This is a genomic window from Pirellulales bacterium (assembly GCA_036267355.1).
Lineage (GTDB): Bacteria > Planctomycetota > Planctomycetia > Pirellulales > DATAWG01 > DATAWG01.
In genome coordinates this window covers 19922-44372 of record DATAWG010000034.1, presented here as the reverse complement: position 1 = coordinate 44372, position 24451 = coordinate 19922, and the positions used below count along the sequence as shown (strand labels likewise).

Here is a 24451-nt window from a genome sequence, read left to right as displayed (position 1 = left end):
ATCGCCTACGCCGCAATTCGCAACGGAATCTTCGACGCCAGCCGTGATTTCAGCGACTCGACAATGCGTTCCATGCCCATCGATCGGCCCCCTTTCACCAGCACGACGTCGCCCGCCCGCACGACGCCGCTCAAATGCTCGAGCGTTTCTTCCCACCGCGCGAAGGGTACGGCCCGATCGGCGGGCATTCCGGCAGCGATCGCGGCAGTGGCTACACGCTCCGCTTGCCGGCCGCAGGCAATGAGTTGATCGGCCCCGCAACGATCGACCACATCCGCGCCCAATCGCTGGTGCCACAGCGCAGCCGCGTCGGGACTATCGAAGGCGAGGCTGCTGTAATCGCCGCTGACGAGAATTCGCCGGCCCGAAGTGTCGATTTCGCGCAGCAATTCCAACGCGGCCCGCATCGACGTCGGATTCGAGTCGTAGGCGTCGTTGATGATTTGCACGCCTGCGGCGCCGGTCATCTCGCATCGCATCGGGAGCGAGCGGAAAGTGGTCAGTGCCGTCGCGATTTCGCGCAGGTCCAATCCGAATGATCGACCGACGGCGATTGCCGCCAGGGCTGAAGTGACGTGATGCCGGCCCCAAACCGGAATATCGAACGCTTGATGTTCGACGCGGAATCGCAGGCGACCGTCGGTGCTAATCACGTCGACGGCCGAAATATCGCATTCCGCGCCGCGGCCGATCCAGACGATTCGACCGGCCCAGCGGCTAGCCACGCGGCGCAGTGCCGGTTCGTCGGCGTTCAGGATCGCGGTGGTTCCCTGCGGCAACTCGCTCAGCAATTCGGCATGCGAGCGGGCCACGCTGTCGGCACTTGTGAAACCGGCCGGATAGGCCAGATGCACATTAGTGATCACGCCGAATTGCGGCCGCGCCAGCCGGGCCAAGCGAGCAATTTCGCCCGGTCGGTTGGCCGATAGCTCGACGAGGCCATATTGGTGCCATTGTTCGAGTGCCAGCAGGCTGAGCGGCACGTCGATCTGGTTGTTGCATTTTTTCGGAATCGCCGCGCCACAGAGGCGGTAGCCCAACACGGTGTCGATCATCCGCCGCGTGGTTGATTTGCCAACGCTTCCGGCGATCGCGACGACCGGGGCCGAGCAACGGCTGCGATTCCAGGCCGCCAGTTCCCACATCGACTTTTGCGAATCGTCGACTTCGAGCGCCCACCGGCCGGCCCACGGCTCGACCCGCCTTCCGGAGACGACGACACCGGCCGCTCCGCGCACGAAGGCTTCTTCGGCGAAATGGGCGCCGTTGAATCGCGAGCCGACGAGCCCCCAAAAAACTTCATCGGACTCGACTTCCCTGCTATCGACCACCACCGGGCCGACCAAGGTCGTTTCGCCGTCGCGCGGCGGCATCGCTCCCAGGCGAAGCTTGCCGCCGAGCAATTCGTGAAGATCGGCCAAAGTAAGCTGCATGACGTAGTCGCTCAAACACTCGTGGGTGTGAATCATGTGCCTAGGGCAGCGTTCGGGATGTCGGAAATTCTTCTTGTTACGCCGCTCTTTGCCGCTGCCATGCCGGCACCAGCATCTCGGTCGAAAGGCCGTGGCTGTACAGCCATTGCCGAGCCGATTGCCGATCGTCGATTGCCAGGCGCCGATTGCCAACGAACTGCTGCTCTTCATGGCCGCGGCCGGCGATCAACACGCAATCGCCCGCTTCGGCTTGCGAGAGGGCCCAGCCGATTGCATCAGTCCGGTCGGGAATCACTTCGACGATGTTGGGCCGCTCGAAGCCGCGAAGCACGTCGCGCAGGATTCGCGTTGGGGGCTCGCAACGCGGATTGGTCTGGGTTAGCACGGCCAGATCGGATTGGCGTTCGACTTCGGCCGCCAGCAGCGGGCGTTGGTCGCGATCCTGTTCCCCTTCGGCGCCGAACACGCAAATCACTCGGCCCGGCGTTACTTCGCGAAGCGTGTCGAGCGCGGCGGCTAGGGCGTCGGATGTGCGAGCATAATCGACAAACACTCCGAACGACTGCCCGCATTCGATCCGCTCCATGCGGCCGGGCACTTTTTCGACGCGTTCCAATCCGCGAGCGATTTCCGACAGTTCGAATCCCCACACCAAGCCCGTGGTCGCTGCGATCAAGCAGTTCGACACATGATGGTCGCCAATCATGCGCGTGCGCACGGCAACCGTGTCGCAGCCGGCGGTGAGCAGAAATGTTTGTTCGCTCATCGATCGATCGACCACTTCGGCCGTCACCTCGGCCATCGCCCGCATGCCGGCCGTGAGCAGCGGAGCCGTCACGGCGGAGGCAAAACTTGCGGCGACCGGATCGTCGGCATTGAGCACGGCGAAGCCATCGGTCGCCAGGTAGCTGAAGATTTTCGCTTTTGCCGAGCGATAGTTGGCCAGGGTGTTGTGGATATCGAGATGATTGCGGCGAACATTGGTGATGCACGCCGCATGCAGCTCGATTCCTTCGATGCGCCCTTGGCTCAGCGCTTCGCTCGAAATTTCCATTACGGCATGCGAGCAGCCGACCGATTCCATGCGGCTAAGCCACTGCGCGAGCACGGCGGCCGATGGCGTCGTTTCCGGCGAGGGAGACGACCACTGGCCGTCGCTCAGCTCGATGGTCCCGAGCATGCCGGTCGCGTGGCCGGCCGCTTCGAGAATGCCGCGGATCAACCAGCTCGTGGTCGTCTTGCCGCTTGTGCCTGTGACGCCGATCACTTTCAGCCGCCGGCTCGGATTATCGACCAGCGCCTGAGCGATGCGGGCGAAGGCAACGCGAGTGTCGGGCACGACGCAGAGCGGCAGACCGCCCGTGGGCACGAAGCGTTCGGCGAGAACGGCGGTCGCTCCGTGGCGCAGGGCGTCGTCGACATGATGATGGCCGTCGGCGCGTGAGCCGACCAGAGCGGCGAACAGGTCTCCCTCGGCAACTTCCTGCCAGTCGCCGGCAATGCTGGAGACGATGATGTCGTCGGCGCCGAAGAACTTTGCCTTGGGGAAAAGTTGGCGCAGGCTGATTGAGCGCGTAAGGGGGGTCCACTGGGGCATATCGCAAGGCCTCCTTGCCTCGCGTCGCCGATCGGGTTCGGCGCCGCCTTTTGGAATGGGTCGTCCGCGGGCGGGAGCCCACTTCCTGTGGTTCCGCCAACGAAGAGTGGGGCGGATTGTGTCGATTTCCCGATTTGTGTCAAGGCAGGTTTATCTGCCGCAATCCGTCGGTTCGCGCGTGGCTCGCCCGACAGTCGGCCGGGTCGCCGAGTTGCCGGTTGGCGATCCGCCAACCGATCATGATTGCCGGCCGGCGGCCTCTGCTTCGAGAGCGGCGATTTTTTCGACCCGCCGCGCATGCCGGCCCCCTTCGAAGGGCGTGTCCAGCCAGATTTCGACCATGCGATCGATCAGCCGTTCGCCCAGCAAATCGGCCGAAAGGCAGAGGACGTTGAGATCGTTGTGGCGGCGGCTCAATTCGGCCGTCAGATCGTCGTGACAGGGAGCGGCACGCACGCCGGGAAATTTATTCGCGGCGATACACATTCCCAGCCCGGTGCCACAGATGAGAATGCCGCGATCGGCGTCGCCGGCAGAGATTTTCCGGGCCACCTTCGCCGCCACGTCGGGATAATCGCAACTTTCGGTCGAACTGCTGCCGACATCCTCGACAGAATGCCCGAGCCGCGTCAAAAGCTCCAAGAGCTTCGATTTCACATGCACGCCGCGATGATCACTGCCGAGAGCCACTCGCATGATTTCGTTCTCTATTCAAAACACCGCCGGTCCAAATCAAGGCATGGCCGGTTCTCGTTGACCATGGACCAGTGAATTGGCACACGGCGAGCAAACCATTCGAAAAAACCTATCCTTGCTCGCGTTGCGGACCCTGGAAACGGGCGATGGGGGAATCACAATTCCAACTTGGAAAGCCTGTCCGACAACTCTTTGTGCAATTGCTTGGCACACGCGCGATACACATCCTGCGAACTGCCGATCGGGTCGGGAATGTCCGTCTGATCGAGGGCCAGCAATTCGGTGCGCCGCGCGGCCTCGGGCCAGCGGGCCAACACCGATTGCCGATGCATCCGCGTCATCGTCCAAATCACATCGGCAAATCGCACCAGACGATCGCCGAGCGGGCGGCTCTCGTGCGCCGAAAGATCGAGCCCCATTTCCGCCATCACATCGACGGCCTCGCAGGCCGCTCCGCCGCCGCTCATCGCCGACAAACCGGCCGATTGCACCGTGATCCCGCGGTCTTCCAAATCGTCCGCCTCGCAGCCCAACCGCTCAGCCAGGATTTGCCGGGCGATGATCTCGGCCATGGGGCTGCGGCAGGTATTGCCGGTGCAGATCAATAGAATCACGAGGTTCGACAGCCGCCGCAGCGTTTGCTCGGAAACAACGCCTGGCCGGAGCAGTTCGAGCCGCCCGTTTTCGACCTTCACCACGCTCGAGCACGATCCGAAACGGCTTTCGCCGTCGTCCAGCACCATGGCCACGTCGTCGCCCAAAGCCCGCACGACTTCCGAAGCCGCTTTCGATTCCGGTTGCCCGCTGCGATTCGCGCTGGAAATGGCCAGTGGCCCGGCCAAGAGCCGCATCACATCGAGAAAAAAAGGATGGGCCGGCACACGCAGTCCGACCGCTCCCGACGGCACCACTGCCTGGCGCACGGCCGGGGCCAGCTGCGTCAACACGCTGGCCGGATGATCGTCGCGGCAAACGAGCGTCACTGGGCCCGGCCAGCAGCGGCGAGCCAGCCGCTGCGCGAGCCCGCTCATCTGTGGCACGTAGTCGAGCGCATCGTCGGCGCTTTTCACGGCCAAGGTGAGTGGGCGAACACTTGCCGCCCGCCGCTTGGCCACGAGCAGTTTGGCCACGGCCGTTTCGTCGAGCGCGCTGGCGGCTAGGGAATAGACCGTTTCGGTCGGCAGCGCAATCACGTGCCCCTCGGCGAGCGCCTGCACGGCCCGATGCACGACATCGCGCGAATCTTCGGCGTTGCGAATATCAAGCACGACCGGAGGCATCGACGAATCCTTGTGTGTCTCGCAGCGTCGGGGCCGGCTCGCCACCAGCGGCGTGCTAAGACTCCGCGCCCCCGCTTTGCCGGCGATCAACCCTAATACTTTACTATAGCAGTCGTTGCGCCGAGCGACAACAAGGATGGCACGCCGCCGCCGGACTAGGCCGGCCTAGGGGGGAGTTCCACGTCTGAACCCTTTTTGACCACACTCGGTCGAATTTGGCGACGCGGGCCGATTCGTCTATTGCATGGTGCGGGCTGGGCGGAAGCCGAGGATGAAGTCTTCGCTTTCCGGAGGATGCTTCAGATCGCGGCGGGCCATGCGGACATTCGGCAGTTCGCTAAGAAACTTTTCGCCCCGCGCGACCCGAATCTGGCCGCTAATGACCGGCGAGGGGTCGATCTTGCCGACGAACGCCAGGTCCCCATGGTCGAAATAATCCTGGCACCATTCGAGCGCGTTGCCCAATGTGTCGAACAAGCCCCAATCGTTCGGCTTCAGCAGCCCGACCGGCCAAAGGTGGCCCGCCGAATTGGCGCCGTACCACGCGTATTTCGGCAGCAATTCGTCGGCCTGGCCGTAATAGTGGCTGGTGCTCGTGCCGGCCCGGGCAGCGCATTCCCATTCCGCTTCGGTGGGGAGCCGATAGCCGGCGCGCTTGAGATAATCGTCGAACGGTTGCATGCCCGCTGCGAACCGGCCGTCTTTGTTCGGCTGGTAGCACGGCTGGAGTTTTTCTTCCGCGCTGAGCCAGTTGCAATAGGCCGCGGCCTGATACCACGACACTCCATTGGCCGGGCATCGCGTGTCGATCGCACCGCCGTCGGTTTTCGCCAAATGTATCTCGTCGGGCTTATACTGATTCGGCGATTTCAGAAATTTCAGGAAGTCGGCAACGGTTACATCGTGTGCGGCGATGGCAAATGAATAGTCGATTTTCACGGTCTTGAGCAGCTCGACATTGCCGGTCTCTCGATTCGGCTCCGACTTGGGCGAGCCGATTTGCACGTCGCCGGGGACATGCACGATCACCATCGTTTGGCTCTGGCTGTTCACATACCACGACTGTCCTTCCGGATGCTGGCCGATCAATTCGTGGTCGATTTCGGCGAGGCGATCTTCGTGCCCCCAATGGCGCAGCAGCCATTCCGCCGCGCCGCGCAAACCGGACTCGGCCGTCTGACGATAGATGGCAGCCAATGGTTCGATCAGGGCTTGCCGCCCCGCATCGCTCAACTGATCCTTCGTGAATTCGCCGAGCGCTAGAATCAGAGCCTGGCGGATCATTGGATCGCTCTCGCGGTTCAATCGATCGACGAGGAGCGCCGAATCGCCGCCGAGTGGAGCGATCCGGTGGATGACGAAGCTTCGCACGCGCGGATAGGTCGGATAGAGTGGATCCTTCCGGTAGCGGCGGAATATTTTTGGCATGGCGTCGTCATAATAAGTAAATGACACCGCACGATTTTGCCCGCCTGCTGGACGACCATTGCGCGGCGCTCATTCTTTACGCCCGGCAATGGTGCGATTCGCCCGAGGATATCGTGCAGGAAGCGTTTTTGAAACTCGTCGCTGCTCGGCGGCAACCTGAAAACGCGGTGGCTTGGTTGTTTCGAGTCGTGCGAAATGCGGCCATCGATGCATCGCGACAGTCGCGGCGCCGGCAGCGGCGCGAGGCGGCTGCAGCCCGGCCGGACCGTTGGTTTGTCGAAGATGAGACGAACGGGCTGACGGCCGGGGCTGCCGTGAATGCCTTGCAAACATTGCCGCTGGACCAGCGGGAAGTGATCGTGGCCCGGCTATGGGGCGGACTGGGGTTCGAAGAAATCGCGGAAATCGCCGGCTGCTCGCAGAGCACTGCCTTTCGCCGTTTTTCAAGCGGCGTCGAAGCGTTGCGCAAGGAGTTGAATTTGCCATGAACGAACAAGACTCCGCGATCGATCGTTTGAGCCGTCTCACGCCGAATCGCGGCAAGATCGATCGCGACGCGCTGATTTTCGCGGCTGGCCGCCGGTCGGCCGGAAAAAACCGGGGCTGGAAGGCGATGACCGGAATTCTGGTCGCTGGGCAACTGCTCACGCTCGCGTTTCTCGGGCCTCATCCGGCGGCCTCGCGGCCATCGAACCAAGTGCGAATTGCGAGCGATCGGCCAGAGCAAGTGGAACGTGGAACGACGGCTCCGCTTCCGAGTGAATGGCTACAGCTCCGCGAAAGCCTGCTTGCCGGCGAGCGTATGCCGGCGCCGAAGGAATCCAACGAGGCGCTGGTGCCCGATGACCCGCCGTTGCGTGCGTTTGCGGTCGCTTCGCCGACATTGCTGAATTGAAATCGCAACCCGAAAAAGGAAATGTCCATGCGTCGAACATTTGCCACGCTGGTTTTGTTGTTCGCGATGCCGAGCGCGGGGGCTGCCGACGAGCCGAAGAAAACGGAGCCGCCCACGAAGCCCGTTGCGACGGCGCCGGCCGCTGCGCAGCAGTCGGAGAGTGCTGAAACGGTGATCCGGATCACCGTGCATCCGATGGCCGCCCCAATTCCGGCTTTGAAATATCAACTGCTGCCCGAGCTTGCGGAGATGAACCAAGGGAACCCCGTTCAGGGATATTTGAAATGTTTCATGGAGGAAAATGCGTTTTTCTTCAGCAAAGAGTCGGAGGCGGAGCGAGAGAAGTGGCTTGCGATGCCGCTCGCGGAATTGCCGCTCGCGAAAATCGGAAATTATGGCGGCAGCGCGCTTCGCCAAGCCGATTACGCCGCTCGGCTCAACGCGCCTGATTGGCAGGTCCTACGGCAACTGAAAACCGATGGACCCTATTTGCTGCTGCCCGACGTCCAGGAAATGCGCCTTCTCGGACGAGCCTTGGAAGTGCGGTTCCGCTCCGAAGTCGCCGCTGGACACTTCGACAAAGCGATCGTCACGGCTAAGACGATGTTGGCTCTTTCGCGGCACCTGTCTGACCATCCCACGCTGGTCGGCAATCTGGTCGGCATGGCAGTTTGCGGATCGGCAATCGAGCCGCTGGAGGAAATGATCCAGCAGCCGGACGCTCCGAATCTGTATTGGGCCCTCTCCGGCCTTCCTTCGCCGCTGGTCGGCATTTCCAAGGGCCTTCAAGGAGAGCGGACAATGTTCGAAAGCGAGCTGGCTCCGCTCGAAACCCGATCGCCGCTAAGCGATGCCCAAGTGCAAAAGAGCTTGGATCGGCTCGACGAACTCGTGAAACTGAGTTCGGGCAATGGCAAAGAAATTCGCGAAACGGTCGAAACAGGGGCCAAGGATGAAGTCGTCTTGGCTGCCGCTCGCAAGCGCCTCGGCGAGGCGGGCTTCGACGCGAAACAACTCGATAGGTTTCCGCCCCTGCAAGTACTTCTCGCGGATGAAATCATCGCCTTTCACCGCCTCCGCGACGACGACATGAAAGCTATGACGCTCCCCTATTCGCAGATGGAAACGGTCCTGGCAGCGAATCGAGAGAAGCACAACGATCCGCAAGCGCTCGGGGCCGTGTCGGCCAACTTCTTTTTGCCAACCATCAGGGTGCGAACAGTGCAAGTCCGGCTTGAGCAGCGGATCGCGCTATTGCGCTCGATCGAAGCGCTGCGGATGTATGGGGCCGATCACGACGGCCATTTGCCCGAGCGGCTTGATAATGCGCCAGCGCCGATTCCGCTCGATCCCGTTTCCGGCAAGCCATTCAGCTACCGGCTCAACGGCACGACGGCCACGCTCCGCGGCGAACCCGCCCCCGGCAAGAGCGGCAGCTATGGATCGAACATCAACGCCGTGTACGAGGTCACCATGAAGGGCGGGAAATGACCGGCAAGGAAATGACGAATGACGAAGCACGAATGACGAACGGCGGCCGGTTTCGCTGCTCCCGTACTCGTCCCTCGTCCCCCGTCCCCCGTCCCTCGCCACTCGTCCCTCGCCACTCGTCCCTAATCCGCCGCCGGCGGTTCGTATTCGAAATCTTTCCATTTCATCGGGCGGCGGAATGGCTCGATGCGCAGAATCACTTCGCCGTTTTGAAAGATGCGCACGGTGCCGTTCGATTCGCTTACCGCCACGGCGACGCTCTTGGTCGCTCGTGTGATCGCGGCGGCTGCCCAGTGCCGAGCGCCGAGGCCCTTCGAGAGCGTGATGTTCGTCGCCGGGGCATCGATGTAGCGATTGGCGGCCTCGACGGTGCCGTCGGGCGTGATAATGAATGCTCCATCCATCTGAGCGACTTCCTTGAGGCCTTCGCGAACACGCGGATCGCTCAGGTTGCGTTCCTTTCGGCCATAGCCACGCACCGGATCGAAACCGGTCGGATGGCTCATTGCCAGCACCTTGCGCGTGTCGCCGATCACGAACAGCGTTCCGACCGGTTTCCCTTCGCGTCCCTCGCGGCCGATTTCGACCGCCAGATCGACCACGGTTTTGAGCGTGTCGAGCGGGACGTGTGTTTCGATCTGCCGCAGGTCGCGGGCGGTGAGTCGTTCGAGCCGCTCGCTCAAATTGATAACGCTGATGGAATCGATCGTGCCGGCATCGAAACCGCTATACATCGCCACGACACGTGCTCCCGGGGTGAGAATGTCGTCGGCGACGCTTTCCAACAGCGCCTGGGTCAGCTTTTCATAGATCGGGCTGTCGACCATGTTGAGCACGACCGTCGCGAGGCCGGCATCGGCCGCCCCCTCGAGCTGCTCCGTGGTGTCGGCGGCCACGAGCACCTTTCCGTCGCCCACCAGCAGCTTCAGTTGGTCCCATTCCGTCGGAGCTTCGAGGAGCACCAGCAGCGCGTCGGCAGCCACCAAACCGGCCAATCTTCCGGCGAGATCGATGATTTTCTGAAATTGATCGGTCAGCCGCTGCGCCTTCATCCGTCGGCTCGCTCCCAAACGCTCAAAAATCCGCTATTTCGGCAAGATCCGAGTGGGCATAGTACGGAGTTTTTTACATCGCTGCAAGGCAAGAGAGGGGCGAGGGACGAGGGACGAGGGACGAGGCGGCAGCGGCACACATGTTGCCCAACTTCCGATCGCTATGGCTTCATCGCTTCGAGGCGGCGGCGCATCTCGTCCTCGGAAACGTCTTCGATGTGCGTGGCGATCGACCATTTGTGGCCGAATGATCTTCGAGCGTACCGGAGCGGTCGCCGTAGAACTGATTTTTCAGCGGCCGCAGTTCCTTTGCGCCGGCGGCGATCGCTTGCTGAAAACGGGCATCGACATCTTCGACATAAAGCAAGATGCTCGTGGCCGTGCCCCCGAGCGATTTCGGGCTCATCGCTCCGACTTCCGGATGCTCGTCGGCCAGCATGATGGCCGGGTCGCCGATCTTGATCTCGGCGTGGCCGATGCTTCCGTCCGGCCCGTCGAGTCGAAACAGTTCCGTAGCGCCGAAGGCCCGTTTGTAAAATTCGATCGCCGCGGCAGCGCCGGAAACGATCAAATAGGGCGTCGCGGTGTGGTAGCCGGTTGGAATCGGATTTACAGCCATAGGAGTTTCTCCCTATGCCGCAGCAAGGCTGGGAGGCTGTTGGGCAACGCGCCGGCGTGTCGCCAAATCTGCCCGCGCGGCAAATCGGTGTTTCCGGCGTTGGCGTGTAGTCTTAAGCCTGTAGCCTCAAGCCTGTCGCACGCCTCACTGTCCCAGATACTTTTCGAGCAATTCGCCAAGCTTCTTGCCCCGGGCGCTCAGCGAAACGACGTTGCCTTCCTTGTCAACCAGGATCGTCGCCGGAATCGCGCCGATGCCGTAGTATTTTGCGATCGACTCATCCCAACCGTGCGGTTCGCCTTCGGCGCCGTAGATGATCGGCCAGGGGATTTTTTCATCGGAGAGAAATTTCTCGAGTGCGTCGCGGTCGTCGTCCAAGCTGATGCCGATAACGTCGAACCCCTTGTCGTGATACTTCGCGTAGTTCTTCTTGACGTTCGGCAGCTCGGCCCGGCATGGCCCACACCACGTGGCCCAGAAATCCACAAGCACGACCTTCCCTTTGAGCGACGCCTGGTTGAACGGCTTGCCGCCAACGAGCGTACCTTTCAATTCGATTGGATGGCCGGGGAGTTCGAGCCGGCGGATGGTCCCCTCGAAGCTCTTGGCCAGATCGGCGATCTGCGGATCCGCGCTCTTGGAAAGGATGTCGTTCAGATCGTGATATGCCTGAACGGCGAGCTTGGTGTCGGTGGAATTGCCGAGGGCCTGGGCGACCATCATCGCCACTTGGATGTCTTGCTTATTGTCGGGCGCGGCGGCGAGCTTGGCTTTGACTTCGGTCCACAGTTTTTGATTTTCTTCCGGCGATCCCTTGCCCTCCATCAGATCGCGCACCTGAAGTTGCAAGCCGATTTGCGCGCCCAGCTTGGCCATCTTCGGATCCTTGTCGTTCTTCAGATCGGCGACCATCGTGCGCAGCTCTTTGCCGGCCTTGGCATCGTCGGCAAAGTTTTCGAGCGTGCTCAACGCTTCGACTTTGGCATGGATGGCCTCGAGCCGGGTTTTTCCCTCGGGCTTGGTGGCCAAGATTTTGTCGGCGGCTTCCAGCATGGCTCCGCGCGTCTTGAGCACGAACGGCTTGATTTGATCTTCGTCTTGGGGCGGATGAATGGTGCGCACGCGGTCGATGAATTTCTGCAATTCTTCAGGACCGCCGGTGGGAAGCTTGAGCGAATCTTCGTCAGTGCCGGCGCCCGGCTTTTCGGTTGCCGATTTTTCGGCCGGCTTGTCGTCGGCTCGGCAGAGAGAAATCGTCCAGATCAGGCAACCGGTGGCAGCCAGAGCGGCAAACAGTGTGAGCAGGCGAGTTCGACGCATGACGATTTCTCCTTTGGATTAGAAATACCTGCCGGCACTTCGGCCCCAGATCGAAGGGCCGCATCGATAGCGCGGGCCAGTTATTCCTCGGCGACAAAAAAGGGCGCGTCCGATCGATTGCGCCGGACCACATCTGGATGGAATCATACGCAATGGGCTGCGTAAGAGCATACACCGCTCGCAACCGGCATGGCTAGCTGAAGTCGCCCGGAAACAAGAATTGATCTGAAAACAACCGCCGCCATTGCCGCAGGACGGAGTGCCCTGCCCACGGCTTTGCGTGGGCATGTAATCCGCAAAAACCTGCCCACGCCGAGCCGTGGGGCTGGCGCCCGGCATCCCGAATGCCGAGCGGCTTTCTACGGCGGCAAGACTCCGGGCGGCCCGATCCAGAAACGAAGCGAGAGCGGAAGCGCCGCCGGCGCTCCGCCCTCGCGAATACCGCTCTTCGAAAGCATCCTGCTGGCAGACTACGGCAGCTTGCCGGCTTTGATCATTTCGTCGTAGGTGTCTCCAGACGGCGACTTTTCTTCGCCCACCTTGTCGAAACCTTCCTCGATCGCCTTGACGGCTTTGTCGAGCACGTCCTTGGCCGCCGCATCGCCGCCGCTGGCCTTGGCGGCCTTAATGTCTTTGGCAACATGGCCGCCGGTAAACTTTTCGAGGGCCTTGCCGTAATCGTTGCGGACCGTCTTTTCCTGGCCCTTCACATGGCAGACGTTGCAGCTTTGTTTCTTGAACGCGGCCTTGAGGGCCGGATTGTTGCTCGGGGCAATATATTTTTGCTCGAACGCTTTCTTGAAGGCCGGCAGCGCCTGAGCCTGCGAGACCCAAAAGGCCATCGTCACCACGGCACCGAGCAACAGCAATCCCGCAGCTTTCATCGTGATCTCCTCCAAAGGTGTCGGAAAAAGTGGTTGTAAGCACAAGAGCGGCTCCGCAATTTGCCAGCGGAATTTGCCCATTGTGCGCCGGCGCTCGGCCCGAATCAACTATACGATAGGAAAAAGGCTACAGACGGAAGACTAAAACCTGTCGGTACGAGGGCCTGCGGACGCTACGCGTCCTACAGGTCTGTAGCCGGTATGGCCTGCAGCCTGTAGCCTGTAGCCTCCGACCTTCCTCCTGCAGCCGTTTAGCCTTCGGCCGGTAGTTTCCATGAGCCAGCCACCATCTGACCCGTTGCCCCCGACCGCTGCCCCTCCTTGCTCGCCCTTCCTCCTTCGCCCGTCGCCCCTAGTTCTGCCGATCCTCGCCGCGTTCAGCCGCTACCACGAGGCTCTCGAGTGGGGGTGCCGCCGAGCGGCGGAAGCTTGGGGTGCCGGGGCGCTTGCGAGTCCGCCGTTCGAATTCCGCGAAACCGATTATTACAGCGCAACCATGGGCTGCGGGTTGATCAAGCGATTTTGGGCCTTCGAGCCGCTGCGCGATTCGAGCGAATTGAGCCAATGGAAGCGGCAGTCGATTGGCTGGGAAGCGGAATATGCCGAGCTCAGCCGGCATCCGGAGCCGCGCCCGCTGAATCTCGATCCCGGCTACCTGACGCTTGCAAAACTTGTGCTCGCCTCGACCAAAGACCACGCCCATCGCATCTATCTTGGCCAGGGAATTTTTGCCGAGGTGACCTTGAATTTCAAAGATGGCCGCTGGCAGCCGCGAGACTGGACATTTCCGGATTACCGCCGGGCCGATTATCATGAATTTTTCCTCGCGGCGAGACAGTTACTCCGAGCCCGGCCGACGGGGAAAACGACGTGAGGGCTTGTGAAAGAATGGGGACTGGCTCCCGGCCCGGTCGAAAAAGGCTGAATAAAAGGGTTTCCGCGAGGTGCCTGTCCCCATTCTTTCACATCCTCTGAGCGGTGGGCAATGGTTCATCTTCCTGGCCGCGGCCGTCGGGCCGAGCCTGGCGATTAGCTGGGTCGCCGCATTTTGGCTTCGCCGGCACGCGCCGCGGTGGGGACTCGTCGATCGGCCGGGAGCGCGGAAAGTTCACACGTCGCCGACGCCGCTGGGCGGTGGTTTGGCAATTTGGCTCGGCGTGTTGTTGCCGTTTGCCGTGGGCCAACTCTTGCTCTGGATTTGGCACATCGATCCGGATCCGTTCGAAAACTGGCTTGCCTCGTTTCCCGCGCTGCGATTCATTCAGCCCTTTCTCAACGGCCTGTGGCTACAGTCGGCCGATCTTTGGTTGTTGTTGGGCCTGGGAACATTGCTACTGGCCCTCGGGCTAGTGGACGATTATCGCGGGGTCGATTGGCGGCTGCGGCTCGGGGCGCAAACGCTCGCGGCGATCGTGGTGGTGTTCGTTCGCGGATGGAAACTGTCGCTCGTGCCGCATTGGCCGTGGGCCGCCGGATTGCTCAGCCTGTTGTGGATCGTCGGGTTGGTGAATTCGTTCAACATGCTCGACAACATGGATGGGCTGTCGGCGGGTGTGGGAGCGATTGCGGCAGCGATGTTGGCAGCCGTGATGCTCTTGGTGCCCGATCCGCAAAGCCGGCTGCCGCATTTGTTCGTGGCTGGGTTTCTATTGGTGCTCGTCGGCTCGCTGTTGGGATTCTTGTGGCACAATCGGCCGCCGGCCCGGATTTTCATGGGCGACGCGGGAAGCTATTTTCTCGGCTTCTCACTGGCGACGATCGCCACGGTGGCCACGTATGCCGGCGGCGACCTGCCGCGGCATGCGATCTTGGCGCCGATATGCGTGCTGGCCGTTCCGCTGTACGATTTGGCTACCGTCATGGCGATTCGCTTGCGGGAAGGCCGCAGCCCATTTCAAGCCGACAAGAGCCATTTTTCCCACCGGCTGGTCGAACTGGGGCTGTCGAAAACCCAAGCCGTGCTGACGATTTATCTGCTCACGGCAACATGCGGCTTGGGGGCGCTGCTGCTGCACGAAGTCGATCAGGTCGGCGCCATGATGATCGTGCTGCTAGTCGGCTGCGTGTTGCTGTTGATCGGAATTTTGGAAACCGCGGCACGGCGCCGGCGAACCCATTGAGCCGGATTGCCGGCCGATCGAGGGAGTGCAGGCTTTTCTAATCGTTTCGAATTACTCTTGCTTCCGGTCTTTGGCCTATGGCTCGCCGCCATCGCAAACAACAACGCGACATCGCGACTCCGGCAAGCGGCCAGGCATCCTGGGCCGAAGCGTCTCCCGGCGCGGCGGCAGGATCGGGCGATCGCTTTCGCCATCTGCTGTTGGCCTTGGCTGCCGCGATTCTGGTTGCCCGACCGCTAGTACCCAGCGACGGTGGGCCGTGGATTGGCGATGGCCAGGTTGCCGCCGCGCTTTGGATTGCGCTGGCCGCGTTGTGGGTTGTCCAATCGCTCAGTCGGCCGCGGCTGCAAGTTCGCTTCGGCTGGATCGACGCGGCAGCGGTCGCCTTCAGCGGATGGTGGTCGGTCGCCGCGCTGCGGGGAGCCGTCCATTCGGCGCCGCGGCCATCGATCAACATGCTTTGGGAAGGCGTCGCGACATTGCTCGCGTTTCTGCTGCTGCGGCAATTGGTCGAGCCGGCAGCTTTTTTCGATGCGGCTATTGCTAACGAACACGTTGATGCGAGCACTGGCAAAGCCAGTGGCACACGGCAGGACGCCCCAGGGCAGAGTCGCACAACGCAGACCAGGGCACGGCAGAACAGCGGCCGGGAAACGCGGGCCATGGTCGCCGTGATGATCGCCGTCGGCATGATGCTGGCGGTCGCGGCACTCTACCAATACGTTGTCACGATGCCGGCCAACCGGCAGCGGTTTGTCGAACATCCCGAGGCGATGTTTCGCGAAGCGCAGATGGATGTCCCTGCTCCGGGTACGCAAGCGTATCGCAGCTTTGCCGATCGGCTGAACAGCCCGGAACCGTATGCGACATTCAATCTCACGAATTCGCTGGCGGCGTTTCTCGCCCCCTGGCTGGTGATCGCATTGGGCCTAGCGTTACTTGGCTGGCAGCTGCGGCAACGGGCATCGCGCCGGTTTTGGCACCGCTTGGGCATAGTCGCGTGTGCGATTCTGATTGCATTCGCCTTGGCGCTCACGCGCAGCCGCAGCGCGTGGATTGGGACGGTCGTGGGGCTCGGTTGCATTGCGGTTTGGTGGCTATTCGCGGTTTGGTGCTCCGCCGACGAGGCGCCGGTCAAAGCGGCAGCACCGCGGCCAAGGTCCGTCCGTTGGGTTCGATGGATTGCGCTCGCCGCAATGCTGCTGGCGATGGTTTCGGCGGTCGGCGTTGTCGTCCTCTTCGCGGTGCGACCGGAATTGCGCAAACCGGCCGCTCGTTCGTTCGAAGTGCGGCTCGATTATTGGCGCGCGACGTGTCGGATGATTGCCGATCGACCTTGGTGGGGCGTCGGGCCGGGAAATTTCGGCGATTATTACACGCAGTATCGCCTTCCATCGGCTTGGGAGGATGTGCGCGATCCGCATAATTTCGCCCTGGAAATCGCCGCCAGCGCGGGACTGCCCGCGCTCGTCTTGTTTCTCGCGATCGTCGCCGGCTTTGCCATCCGTCTGCGCCGGCGAAATCGCGCGGCTCGCATCGTCGCCGACGGCGAATTCAGGACGGTTGCAATCGCCGAACTTGTGCCGCGACTATCGGATGGCGCCTGGTGGATCTTCGGCGGCGCGCTGGTCGGAGTGTGGCTCGCGCTGCGATGGAATTTGTTATTAGGTTTTGCAAGTTGGGAGGAAGAGGCGGTCGTGCGGATGGCGATCGCCGGAGTCACCTGGTGGCTGCTCTGGCCATGGATTCGCGACGGCCGGCTTTCGCCATGGCTCTGCGGCATCGGGATGCTGGTGTTGCTCGTTGCCCTGTTGGCCGTCGGCGGAATTACGTTCGGCGGCGTCAATGAAACGCTCTGGCTGCTGCTCGCCCTCGGGCTGAATGCCGCCGATTCCCGGCAAGCGGCGATGGCCCTGGCTCATGGCGACGTCGGCGAACGCGGCGAACGTGGCGACGGCAAAAAATCGCTGCCATGGGGCATAAGCGTGGCGCTGCTCGTGATCGTGGTTGGCCTGTGGGTGTCGCAATATCTGACCGCTTACGAACCGGTGCTCGTATCGCAAGGCGACTTGGATTCCGCCCGGGCGTATGCGGCCGACGGCAACGATTCGCAACAGGTGCAGGAGCTCATGCAGGCCGCCGAGGCCGATCCTCTTGCCGTTGAGCCTCGCAGGGACCTTGCCATATTGCGGTTTGCCGAGTGGCTCCGCGGCGACCAACAAGGGCATCGCAGCGGCCCGTTCACCAGCCGATTGATCGGCGATTTCGAAAACTGGATGAACCAAGCGTTGGAGTTGGAGCCGCAATCCGCCTCCCTGCGAGCCGAGGCCGGCAGCGTTTGGCAGGCGATTTTCGAAATCAGCCGGGTGCCCGCCGACGGGCGCAACGCAGTCGACCTTTGCCGGCAAGCGGCCGAGCTTTATCCGACCGGCGTCGCCATCCAATTCGAATTGGCTCAAACGCTGGCGCTGACCGGCGACACCGCCGCGGCAAAAGCGGCGGCCCGCGAGGCGCTGCGGCTCGACGAACTTCGCCCCCCGGCCGAACGGGCCCTGAACGACGAACAACGCAAGCTGGCCGAGCGTATTATTTCGGGCGATAATCTTAAGCTTGCCCCGTGGCCAGCGCCCCGGCTCGGGCCGCCGCTGCCTCCCGGCCAAGGACGAAAACCGCGGTAGCGCGGGCCGCCGGGCGTCGATGCCCGCGGTGCTTTGATAGCTTGATCACGATCGCCGAGTCGCTAACGCTTCGGGCTAGTATGGACGCGACCCAGCGCGATACTAGCCCGAAGCGTTAGCGAGGGACGGCCCACCACCCAGCATTTGTTGAGCGATCTTTGACGTTCTGGAGTTGACCAATGCGAGTCTGGATTATTGCAGGCGCCGCGCTGCTCGTCGGCATCGTCGGCGGATGGTTTTGGACCGTCGCGGAGTTGGGGCTTCGGCCGAGCGGCGGCGAGCGCATCCAGTGGGGTTGGCCCGCGTCGCCGCTCACTTCGCCGGCTCTCGCGCTGCCGGGCCATGAACCCAAGCTGGTCTTGGAAAACGATGAGTTCAATTTCGGCAGCATCGAACTCGGCGGCAAGGGGCGACATGCGTTCGTGTTCAAGAATGTCGGCCGTGGGCCGCTGGTTCTGACCAAGGGTGAAACCAGTTGTGTTTGCACGCTATCGAAAATCGATCATCCCAACGTCGCGCCCGGCGGCTCGACGATAGTCGAAGTCGAATGGCATCCGAAGTCGCGCGGCCCATTTCGGCAAAGCGCCCAGGTGCTGACCAACGACCCGGCGCGGCAGAGACTCGAATTGACCGTCTACGGCAACGTCGTGTCAAGCTATCTGCAGGCGCCAGAGACGATTGTTTTCTCTAGCATCGCGCCCAATCGAAGCGAGACGGCCGAATCGCGCGTGTATTCGTTCGATAGCGACCATCTGGCTGTCGAGGATCCGCAATGGTCGGACAAATCGTTGGCGAAGTTTTTCGACCTCGCCCTAACGCCCCTGACGGCGGACCAGCTAAAGGAGGAAGAAGGGGCAAAAAGCGGCGTGCTGGTGTATGTCACCGTCAAACCCGGCTTGCCCGCAGGGGCATTTGCCGAGAGAATCCGCTTTCAATTGAACACGCCCGGCAATCCTCAGTTGCAATTGGCCATCGAAGGGCACATTGCTAGCCAGGTGGAATTACAAGGGGGACCGGAGTGGGATGCCGCGCGGGGAATTTTGATGCTGGATCAGGTGCGGTCGCGCGAAGGGGCGAAAGCGGTGCTGTACCTGATGATTCGCGGCGATGCACTCAAACAGGCTGATTTTCGGGTCGCCAAGGTGGTGCCGACGACGCTTAAAGCGACCGTGGGAAAGTTGCAGAAATTGAAGGCCGACGTCGGACGCGTGCCGCTGACGATCGAAATTCCGCCCGGCACGCCTTCGGAAGACCATTTAGGCACCCCGATCGCCCCATTGGCGCGCATTTTTCTCGACACCGGTTTGCCCGACAACAAACAGATGCAGATTTTGGTGCGTTACGCGATCGAGGAATAGGATCTCTTTATCATCACAGGGAAGTGCATGCTTCGAAAAACCATTGCGGCAGCGGCGGCATTTGCGGCGACGCTGTTCTTTTCGCTCGGCTGTCCGCGGCCGGATGCCAATCAAGACGCGAAGCCACAGCCGAACGCGAGTTCCGGTAGTTTGGAGCAATCTACGCGGCAGCCGGCGGCGCCGGCGCATGTAGCCAGCGAGTCTTCCCCGCCCGCAACGCTCATCAAGCCGAACCCTGGTCCGTCGGCCGGCGCGGCGGCCAATGATCCGCCGTTCAAGAACTGGCCCCGCCCGAAGGCCGTCATCGTTTGCAGCGGCATGCAAATGGGCTATATCGAGCCCTGCGGCTGCTCCGGCTTGGAGAATCAAAAGGGAGGGCTTAGCCGGCGGGCAAACTTCTTGAATAAACTGGCGGCCGACGGCTGGGCCGTCGAAACCGTCGACGTCGGCGGTCAGATCGAGCGATTCGGCAAACAGGCCGAATTGAAATTCCTGGCCACCTCCGATGCGCTCAAAACGATGCACTACACGGCCATCGGATTCGGGCCAGACGATTTGAAATTGCCGGCCGAATCGCTCACCCTCGCCGTAACGGATCTCAAGCAAGCCGACAGCCCGTTCGTGTCGGCAAATGTCGCCCTGTTCGATTTCAGCCAAGGATTGACGCCGCGCTTCCGTGTCAGCACGGTCGGCGGAATCAAAATCGGCGTTACTTCGATTCTCGGCGACGCCGAGCAGAAGGCGATCAACAATCCCGACGTGGCTTTCAAGCCGGCCCAAGCGGCGCTGGCCGAAGTCGTGCCGCAGATGAAAAAAGCGGGGGCCGAGCGGATGCTGCTGTTGGCGCAGGCGTCGAAGGACGAAACACTCCAATTGGTGAAGCAATTTCCGGAATTCGATTTCGTCGTCGTCAGCTACGGAGCGCCGGTCCCTCCGCCGCAGCCCGACACGGCCCCCGACGCGAAAACGCGGCTGATCGAAGTCAGCCAGAAGGCCGAGTATGTGAACGTCGTCGGCTTGTTCGACGACGCGGAACATCCCGTGCGATTCGAGCGCGTCGCACTCGACGCTCATTGGGGCGAATCGCGCGACATGAAGCGCGTGATGGCCGATTATCAGGAGCAGCTCAAAACACTCGGGCTAGCCGGCCTGAATGTTACGCCCGAGAAACAGCCGAGCGGTTGGACCTATGCGGGCTCGCAGGCCTGCGCCGATTGCCACACGAAGGCTTTTGCGGTGTGGGAAAAAACGCCGCATGCCAAAGCGCTCGACACTCTGGCAAAGCTCAATCCGCCGCGCAATTTCGATCCGCAATGCTTGAGCTGCCATGTGACCGGTTGGGATCCGCAACGGTTCCGGCCGTTCGAAGGGGGCTACGAGAGCATGCAAAAAACGCCGCAATTGGCCCACAACGGCTGCGAAAATTGCCACGGCCCGGGCTCCGAACACGTGGCCATCGAGTCGGGCACGAAAACCGTTGACGATAAAGAGCGCGACCGGCTCCGCGCCGCGATGCACGTCTCCATGGCCGACGCCGAACAAGGCTGCATCCGTTGCCACGACGGCGACAACAGCCTGAATTTCAACTTCAAAACCTATTGGCCGAAAGTCGCCCACAAAGGGAAAGACTGAAATAGGAGAGGGGTTAGGGTGAGAGGTTAGAACGCGCGAGCGTGCTTCGTCTCCTAGCCCCTAACCCTATCCCCTCACCCTAGTCAGGAGTTCCTGTGTCATTTGGGTTGTTGAATCTGCGTAAACCGGCACGGGTCACTTCCGCGGACGTGGTCGGGTGGCTGAAGCGCGTCGTGCGGCCCGATAAGATCGGCCATGCCGGAACGCTCGATCCGCTGGCCGAGGGTGTGCTGGTCGTTGCGGTCGGCTCGGCCACGCGGCTCATCGAATACGTGCAGCGCATGCCGAAGCGCTATTGGGCCACGTTTCTTCTCGGCCGCCGCAGCCCATCCGACGATGTCGAGCTCGATGCCGAATTGCTTTTGGATCCGCCGGTGCCGAACCTCGCCGAGCTCGAGCAGGCCGCGGCCGGGTTTGTCGGCGAGATCCAGCAGCGGCCTCCCAACTTTTCGGCCGTGAAAATCGGCGGACGCCGGGCCTACGAACTAGCCCGGGCTGGACGCAGCGTCGAACTCGCTCCGCGGCCGGTGACGATCCACAGCCTGCGAATCGCCGAATACGATTATCCGCGCGTCGTCCTCGATATTCGCTGCGGATCGGGAACTTATGTTCGCTCGCTGGGGCGAGATTTGGCGGAATCGCTCGCCACGGCGGCGGTGATGTCGAATCTGGTGCGGACCGAAATCGGGCCATTCCACTTGGCCGCCGCCGCAGACCCACGCTCGATCACGCGCGAAAATCTCGCCGCGGCCCTGTTGCCGGCATTGCAAGCCGTCGCATCGCTGCCGGTCGTCCGGCTGGGCGACGATGAGGCGACCGCCGTGCTTCACGGCCTGAGCTTGCCGGCCGATCGCCAGCGACCGCAAGAACTTCTGCCGGGCGACGAATGCGCGGCCGTCGACGCCGCCGGCGAACTGACGGCCATCCTCCGCATGCGCCCCGACGGCTCGCTTTGGCCGGTTTGCAATCTCAGGCAGGCATGAGCGCGGGTTGATTGCGTTGCGGAGCGATATTGCACAGCGATAAAATGCGCAGCGGGGACGGAACGCAATTGCTTGCTTGCGATGGGAGTGTGACCGATGTTGCGCGCGACGAACAGTTTTGCTTTGACGATGGTGATCGGCCTCTTGGGCGTTGGCCGGTTGGCGGCCCAGATGGTTCCTTATCGCGGGGCGGGCGCGACGACGGTGCAATTGCCGACGTTCAATTTCTTTGCGATCAGCACCTCAGTCGAAGTGCCCGATAGTGGCGAAGGATTTCTGGGCGGGATGAATTCCGCGGCAAGCGGCAGTTCACAAGCCGGCATTCCCGGCTTGGGATTCCGGCCGTTCGCCAATAGCGCGACCGCCAACGGCGGCCACGGCGGCAGCGTGAGCGTGCGGGCAACGATCCACGATTTCGACGCGATGGACAAGGCCCTGCTTGGAAAGGATTTTGACGCCACGGGCGGAAACGCCGCCGCCTCGGGCAATCCACAATCGGCGCCGAATGTGTTGGCCACGGACGCGGCCGGGGCGAGCCTGGCCGAGATCCGTCGCGAGCAGGTGGCCGAGGATGCGGCCACGGCCGCCGAAGCGCAGAAAATCATCGATCGGGCTCAGGCCCACGAGGCGGCCGGGAAGCCGGGGCTCGCCAAGATCGAATATCGCAGCGCGGCCCGTCGAGCCAGCGGGGCGCTCAAGCAGCAAGCGCTCGCGAATTTGCAGCGGTTGAGCGCCGGATCGCAATCGCCGGCGGCGAATCGTCGAACCGTGCCGCAGTGAGGCGGCGATGCCACACACTGCTGGAGCAAGCCAGCAGTGGCCCCCTTTATGCCGCTGCCAGTGAGGGCAACGCAACATCTCGGTCCGGAAAGCGACCTCGTCATTGCGATTCAGAAGCCCTTATGCCGCTGCCAGTGAAGGCAAGGCAACGTCACGGTCCGGAAAGCGACCTCGTCATTCCGATTCAGAAGCCCTTATGCCGCTGCCAGTGAAGGCAAGGCAACGTCTGTCAGCGGCGTCCCTCGCTAACGCTTCGGGCTAGTCTCGGCGATACAAGCCCGACGCGTTAGCGAGGGACGCGCGCCGCTGGGCACGCCACAATAGCCAAGCGGCAGGGAACAGTTTATTGCTGGGCGACTTGCGGCGGGGCTTGGATCGCGAACAAGTAGTTTTTGTTCGAGATGTAAAGCACGTTGTCGGCAACGATCGGCGTGCTGTAGACGGCGCTGCCCATGCTGATGCCGCCCGGCTTGCCGTCGGAATCCTTCGAGAGCAATTCCATTTTCGGCGAGAGCTTGAAGATGAACACCGAGCCGTCTTCATTGCCGATATACACCTTATCTTCCACGATGCAGGCCGATCCCCAGCAGGCGGCGAGCATGTCGTAGGCCCAATGGGGCTTGCCCGTCTTTGCATCAAGGCAATGCAATACGCCGCTGAAATCGGCGATGAAGAGCAGATTGTTTTTGATCGTGGCGGTGCCGATCGTGCGGTGCATCGTTTCGGTGAAATCGAGCTTGCCATCGCCGTTCGCATCGAAGCCGGCATAGTGCCACACCGCGGCCGAGTTCGCATTGGGCCGGGCGACTTCGCCGAGCTCGGTGCGGACGGCCTGATTGCGGTTGACGTGCAGGATCGGATGCTCGAGGTCTTTCACGTTGTAGGCCAATTCGGGGCTCACGTCGCCGCGCTTGGTCGGGTCGATGCACCAGAAATGGCCGTTCCCTTCGCCGTGTTCCGGATCTTCGCCGACGCCGACATAGACCAGGCCGTCGTAGATCACCGGAGTGCCGATGATGTGGTTGCGCGTCGACTGGCCGCCAAGAACGTATTTCGACTCCTTCGGGTTACAATCGAATTTCCAGAGCAGCTTCGGGTGGCCATCGACGTTTTCGGCGGTGCCCAAGAAGCTATACACATAGCCGTCGCCGGCGCCGAAGATCACTTGCGGCACGCCGCCGAGCACGGCCCACGATGGGCTCGACCATTGGCCGTGGAGCACGTTCTTGCCGGGCGTGTTGTCGGTCCAAAGCACTTTGCCCGTGTTCTTGTCGACGGCAATGAAACTCGGGGCAAACGGCGAGGGGAGCTTGATATGGGCTTCGTCGACGCCGTTGCCAGTGTTGACGAACAGAATGTCGCCGGCGTCGGTCACCGAGCAGGCGGCCATATTGTGCTGCGAGACGCCGAGCGTCTTCATCATGTCGAGCGTCCAGATCACGGCCGGTTCGTCGGTCGTGCCTGCTTTGCGCTTGTCGACGTCGAGGCATTTCACTTCGCCGCGGCTGGTGACGTACCACAAGCGGCGCCCTTCGGCCAACGGGGTGGAGCAGATGCCTTGCAGGGGCCAGTCGTTCACGCGGCCGGTGGGGAGCTTTTCGCTCGAGTCTTGCCAGAGAAATTTTCCGTCGTCTTGGTTGAAGCACAGCAGCACTCCCAAATCGACGGCCGGCGGATAGCGCTTCAGATAGCCGGAGCCGTTGTTGGTGCCGATGAACACCTTGCCATTGGCCACGATCGGATTGCCGTAGCTCTGGGAGCCGAGGCGAGCGGCCCAGCGGATATTCTTCGCGCCTTCCTTTTTCCACGCGCCGGTTTGATCGTCGAACGAGCCGACGTTCCAATCGGTCGGAATATTCTTGCCGGTGGGCGTGTTGTCGCGGATCGACGAGCCGCCCCATTGGTTCCAATCGCCGGACTTGATTTGCGAGGCGACCGGGTCGATGGGGAGTTTCTCATCGTTGGAAGCGGCGCCCTTTGCTGGCGACTCTGGCTTGGCCGCCTCTTTCGTGGCGGTCGCGTTTGCGGGCGTAGCGGAGTTTGAAGTGGCCGCGGGATCGGATGCTTTATCGACATCCTTTTGTGCGCCGCGGGCGCCGGCAATCGTCATGGCAACGATCGCCGCAACGGCGCCGATCGGGAAGATGAATTTTCGAAAACGCCAAATGGTTCGGCTCATGGCGAAAAACTCCGTGGAACAGCAGA

The 24451-nt window shown here is 62.0% G+C and carries 20 protein-coding genes; 10 read left to right on the top strand and 10 right to left on the bottom strand.

Annotated elements, in window-relative coordinates; genetic code table 11:
* Positions 1–5 precede the first annotated feature (5 nt).
* The 5 genes from murF to VHX65_05580 all read right to left on the bottom strand — a co-directional run bounded on the left by murF (position 6) and on the right by VHX65_05580 (position 6434).
* Positions 6–1469, bottom strand: coding sequence for a UDP-N-acetylmuramoyl-tripeptide--D-alanyl-D-alanine ligase (murF, locus tag VHX65_05600; GenBank protein HEX3998007.1), 1464 nt, complete (start codon positions 1467–1469; stop codon positions 6–8).
* 40 nt (positions 1470–1509) lie between these two features.
* Positions 1510–3030 (bottom strand): UDP-N-acetylmuramoyl-L-alanyl-D-glutamate--2,6-diaminopimelate ligase, encoded by a 1521-nt coding sequence (locus VHX65_05595; GenBank protein ID HEX3998006.1) that lies wholly within the window; start codon positions 3028–3030, stop codon positions 1510–1512.
* Positions 3031–3267: 237 nt separating this feature from the next.
* Positions 3268–3726, bottom strand: coding sequence for a ribose 5-phosphate isomerase B (rpiB, locus tag VHX65_05590; GenBank protein ID HEX3998005.1), 459 nt, complete (start codon positions 3724–3726; stop codon positions 3268–3270).
* 155 nt (positions 3727–3881) lie between these two features.
* Positions 3882–5006: an L-threonylcarbamoyladenylate synthase gene (locus VHX65_05585; protein HEX3998004.1), complete on the bottom strand. Its 1125-nt coding sequence runs from the start codon at positions 5004–5006 to the stop codon at positions 3882–3884.
* 237 nt (positions 5007–5243) lie between these two features.
* On the bottom strand, positions 5244–6434 hold the full coding sequence (locus VHX65_05580) for an SUMF1/EgtB/PvdO family nonheme iron enzyme (GenBank protein ID HEX3998003.1): 1191 nt from the start codon (positions 6432–6434) through the stop codon (positions 5244–5246).
* Positions 6435–6454: 20 nt separating this feature from the next.
* On the opposite strand from VHX65_05580, the gene VHX65_05575 reads away from it, so the two are divergent.
* From VHX65_05575 to VHX65_05565, 3 genes are read left to right on the top strand one after another with little or no spacing between them, the layout of a single operon-like run.
* A complete protein-coding gene (locus VHX65_05575) occupies positions 6455–6922 on the top strand; it encodes a sigma-70 family RNA polymerase sigma factor (protein HEX3998002.1) in 468 nt (155 codons plus the stop codon).
* Positions 6919–7329, top strand: a complete 411-nt coding sequence (locus VHX65_05570) for a hypothetical protein (GenBank protein ID HEX3998001.1) — start codon at positions 6919–6921, stop codon at positions 7327–7329. Before VHX65_05575 ends, VHX65_05570 begins: the two co-directional genes overlap by 4 nt.
* A gap of 27 nt (positions 7330–7356) precedes the next feature.
* Complete coding sequence (locus VHX65_05565; GenBank protein HEX3998000.1) at positions 7357–8820, top strand: hypothetical protein; 1464 nt, start codon at positions 7357–7359, stop codon at positions 8818–8820.
* A 122-nt stretch (positions 8821–8942) separates the two neighbouring features.
* Here VHX65_05565 and VHX65_05560 read toward each other — a convergent pair whose 3' ends face one another.
* From VHX65_05560 to VHX65_05545, 4 genes are all read right to left on the bottom strand, one after another.
* Complete coding sequence (locus VHX65_05560) at positions 8943–9872, bottom strand: DNA integrity scanning protein DisA nucleotide-binding domain protein (GenBank protein ID HEX3997999.1); 930 nt, start codon at positions 9870–9872, stop codon at positions 8943–8945.
* A 169-nt stretch (positions 9873–10041) separates the two neighbouring features.
* Positions 10042–10491 carry a VOC family protein gene (locus VHX65_05555; protein HEX3997998.1) on the bottom strand — a complete coding sequence of 150 codons (450 nt, stop codon included), beginning with the start codon at positions 10489–10491 and terminating at the stop codon, positions 10042–10044.
* Positions 10492–10635: 144 nt separating this feature from the next.
* Positions 10636–11811, bottom strand: a complete 1176-nt coding sequence (locus tag VHX65_05550; protein HEX3997997.1) for a TlpA disulfide reductase family protein — start codon at positions 11809–11811, stop codon at positions 10636–10638.
* 470 nt (positions 11812–12281) lie between these two features.
* Positions 12282–12695, bottom strand: a complete 414-nt coding sequence (locus tag VHX65_05545; protein HEX3997996.1) for a hypothetical protein — start codon at positions 12693–12695, stop codon at positions 12282–12284.
* Positions 12696–12969: 274 nt separating this feature from the next.
* Here VHX65_05545 and VHX65_05540 point away from each other — a divergent pair, with 274 nt between their 5' ends.
* The 7 genes from VHX65_05540 (at position 12970) to VHX65_05510 (ending at position 22246) form a co-directional block, all read left to right on the top strand.
* The gene (locus VHX65_05540) at positions 12970–13569 is read left to right on the top strand and encodes a DUF4416 family protein (GenBank protein HEX3997995.1); all 600 of its coding nucleotides are present in this window, start codon (positions 12970–12972) and stop codon (positions 13567–13569) included.
* 70 nt (positions 13570–13639) lie between these two features.
* A complete protein-coding gene (locus tag VHX65_05535; GenBank protein HEX3997994.1) occupies positions 13640–14815 on the top strand; it encodes an MraY family glycosyltransferase in 1176 nt (391 codons plus the stop codon).
* A 77-nt stretch (positions 14816–14892) separates the two neighbouring features.
* The gene (locus VHX65_05530) at positions 14893–17493 is read left to right on the top strand and encodes an O-antigen ligase family protein (protein ID HEX3997993.1); all 2601 of its coding nucleotides are present in this window, start codon (positions 14893–14895) and stop codon (positions 17491–17493) included.
* Between the two features lie 179 nt (positions 17494–17672).
* The gene (locus tag VHX65_05525; GenBank protein ID HEX3997992.1) at positions 17673–18851 is read left to right on the top strand and encodes a DUF1573 domain-containing protein; all 1179 of its coding nucleotides are present in this window, start codon (positions 17673–17675) and stop codon (positions 18849–18851) included.
* 27 nt (positions 18852–18878) lie between these two features.
* Complete coding sequence (locus VHX65_05520) at positions 18879–20483, top strand: multiheme c-type cytochrome (GenBank protein HEX3997991.1); 1605 nt, start codon at positions 18879–18881, stop codon at positions 20481–20483.
* 95 nt (positions 20484–20578) lie between these two features.
* Positions 20579–21466 (top strand): tRNA pseudouridine(55) synthase TruB, encoded by an 888-nt coding sequence (truB, locus tag VHX65_05515; GenBank protein HEX3997990.1) that lies wholly within the window; start codon positions 20579–20581, stop codon positions 21464–21466.
* Positions 21467–21562: 96 nt separating this feature from the next.
* Complete coding sequence (locus tag VHX65_05510; protein ID HEX3997989.1) at positions 21563–22246, top strand: hypothetical protein; 684 nt, start codon at positions 21563–21565, stop codon at positions 22244–22246.
* A 343-nt stretch (positions 22247–22589) separates the two neighbouring features.
* Here the strand turns inward: VHX65_05510 and VHX65_05505 are convergent, their stop codons facing one another.
* Complete coding sequence (locus tag VHX65_05505) at positions 22590–24425, bottom strand: PQQ-binding-like beta-propeller repeat protein (GenBank protein HEX3997988.1); 1836 nt, start codon at positions 24423–24425, stop codon at positions 22590–22592.
* Positions 24426–24451 lie beyond the last annotated feature (26 nt).

What these genes read in the sequence shown, in the direction of transcription:
- VHX65_05585 (HEX3998004.1), bottom strand. Translation starts at nt 5,006, where the DNA reads ATGCCTCCGGTCGTGCTTGATATTCGCAACGCCGAAGATTCGCGCGAT.
- murF (HEX3998007.1), bottom strand. Translation starts at nt 1,469, where the DNA reads ATGATTCACACCCACGAGTGTTTGAGCGACTACGTCATGCAGCTTACT.
- VHX65_05570 (HEX3998001.1), top strand. Translation starts at nt 6,919, where the DNA reads ATGAACGAACAAGACTCCGCGATCGATCGTTTGAGCCGTCTCACGCCG.
- VHX65_05520 (HEX3997991.1), top strand. Translation starts at nt 18,879, where the DNA reads ATGCTTCGAAAAACCATTGCGGCAGCGGCGGCATTTGCGGCGACGCTG.
- VHX65_05575 (HEX3998002.1), top strand. Translation starts at nt 6,455, where the DNA reads ATGACACCGCACGATTTTGCCCGCCTGCTGGACGACCATTGCGCGGCG.
- VHX65_05555 (HEX3997998.1), bottom strand. Translation starts at nt 10,491, where the DNA reads ATGGCTGTAAATCCGATTCCAACCGGCTACCACACCGCGACGCCCTAT.
- VHX65_05510 (HEX3997989.1), top strand. Translation starts at nt 21,563, where the DNA reads ATGTTGCGCGCGACGAACAGTTTTGCTTTGACGATGGTGATCGGCCTC.
- VHX65_05505 (HEX3997988.1), bottom strand. Translation starts at nt 24,425, where the DNA reads ATGAGCCGAACCATTTGGCGTTTTCGAAAATTCATCTTCCCGATCGGC.
- VHX65_05595 (HEX3998006.1), bottom strand. Translation starts at nt 3,030, where the DNA reads ATGCCCCAGTGGACCCCCCTTACGCGCTCAATCAGCCTGCGCCAACTT.
- VHX65_05525 (HEX3997992.1), top strand. Translation starts at nt 17,673, where the DNA reads ATGCGAGTCTGGATTATTGCAGGCGCCGCGCTGCTCGTCGGCATCGTC.
- VHX65_05540 (HEX3997995.1), top strand. Translation starts at nt 12,970, where the DNA reads ATGAGCCAGCCACCATCTGACCCGTTGCCCCCGACCGCTGCCCCTCCT.
- rpiB (HEX3998005.1), bottom strand. Translation starts at nt 3,726, where the DNA reads ATGCGAGTGGCTCTCGGCAGTGATCATCGCGGCGTGCATGTGAAATCG.
- VHX65_05565 (HEX3998000.1), top strand. Translation starts at nt 7,357, where the DNA reads ATGCGTCGAACATTTGCCACGCTGGTTTTGTTGTTCGCGATGCCGAGC.
- VHX65_05560 (HEX3997999.1), bottom strand. Translation starts at nt 9,872, where the DNA reads ATGAAGGCGCAGCGGCTGACCGATCAATTTCAGAAAATCATCGATCTC.
- VHX65_05580 (HEX3998003.1), bottom strand. Translation starts at nt 6,434, where the DNA reads ATGCCAAAAATATTCCGCCGCTACCGGAAGGATCCACTCTATCCGACC.
- VHX65_05530 (HEX3997993.1), top strand. Translation starts at nt 14,893, where the DNA reads ATGGCTCGCCGCCATCGCAAACAACAACGCGACATCGCGACTCCGGCA.
- VHX65_05550 (HEX3997997.1), bottom strand. Translation starts at nt 11,811, where the DNA reads ATGCGTCGAACTCGCCTGCTCACACTGTTTGCCGCTCTGGCTGCCACC.
- VHX65_05545 (HEX3997996.1), bottom strand. Translation starts at nt 12,695, where the DNA reads ATGAAAGCTGCGGGATTGCTGTTGCTCGGTGCCGTGGTGACGATGGCC.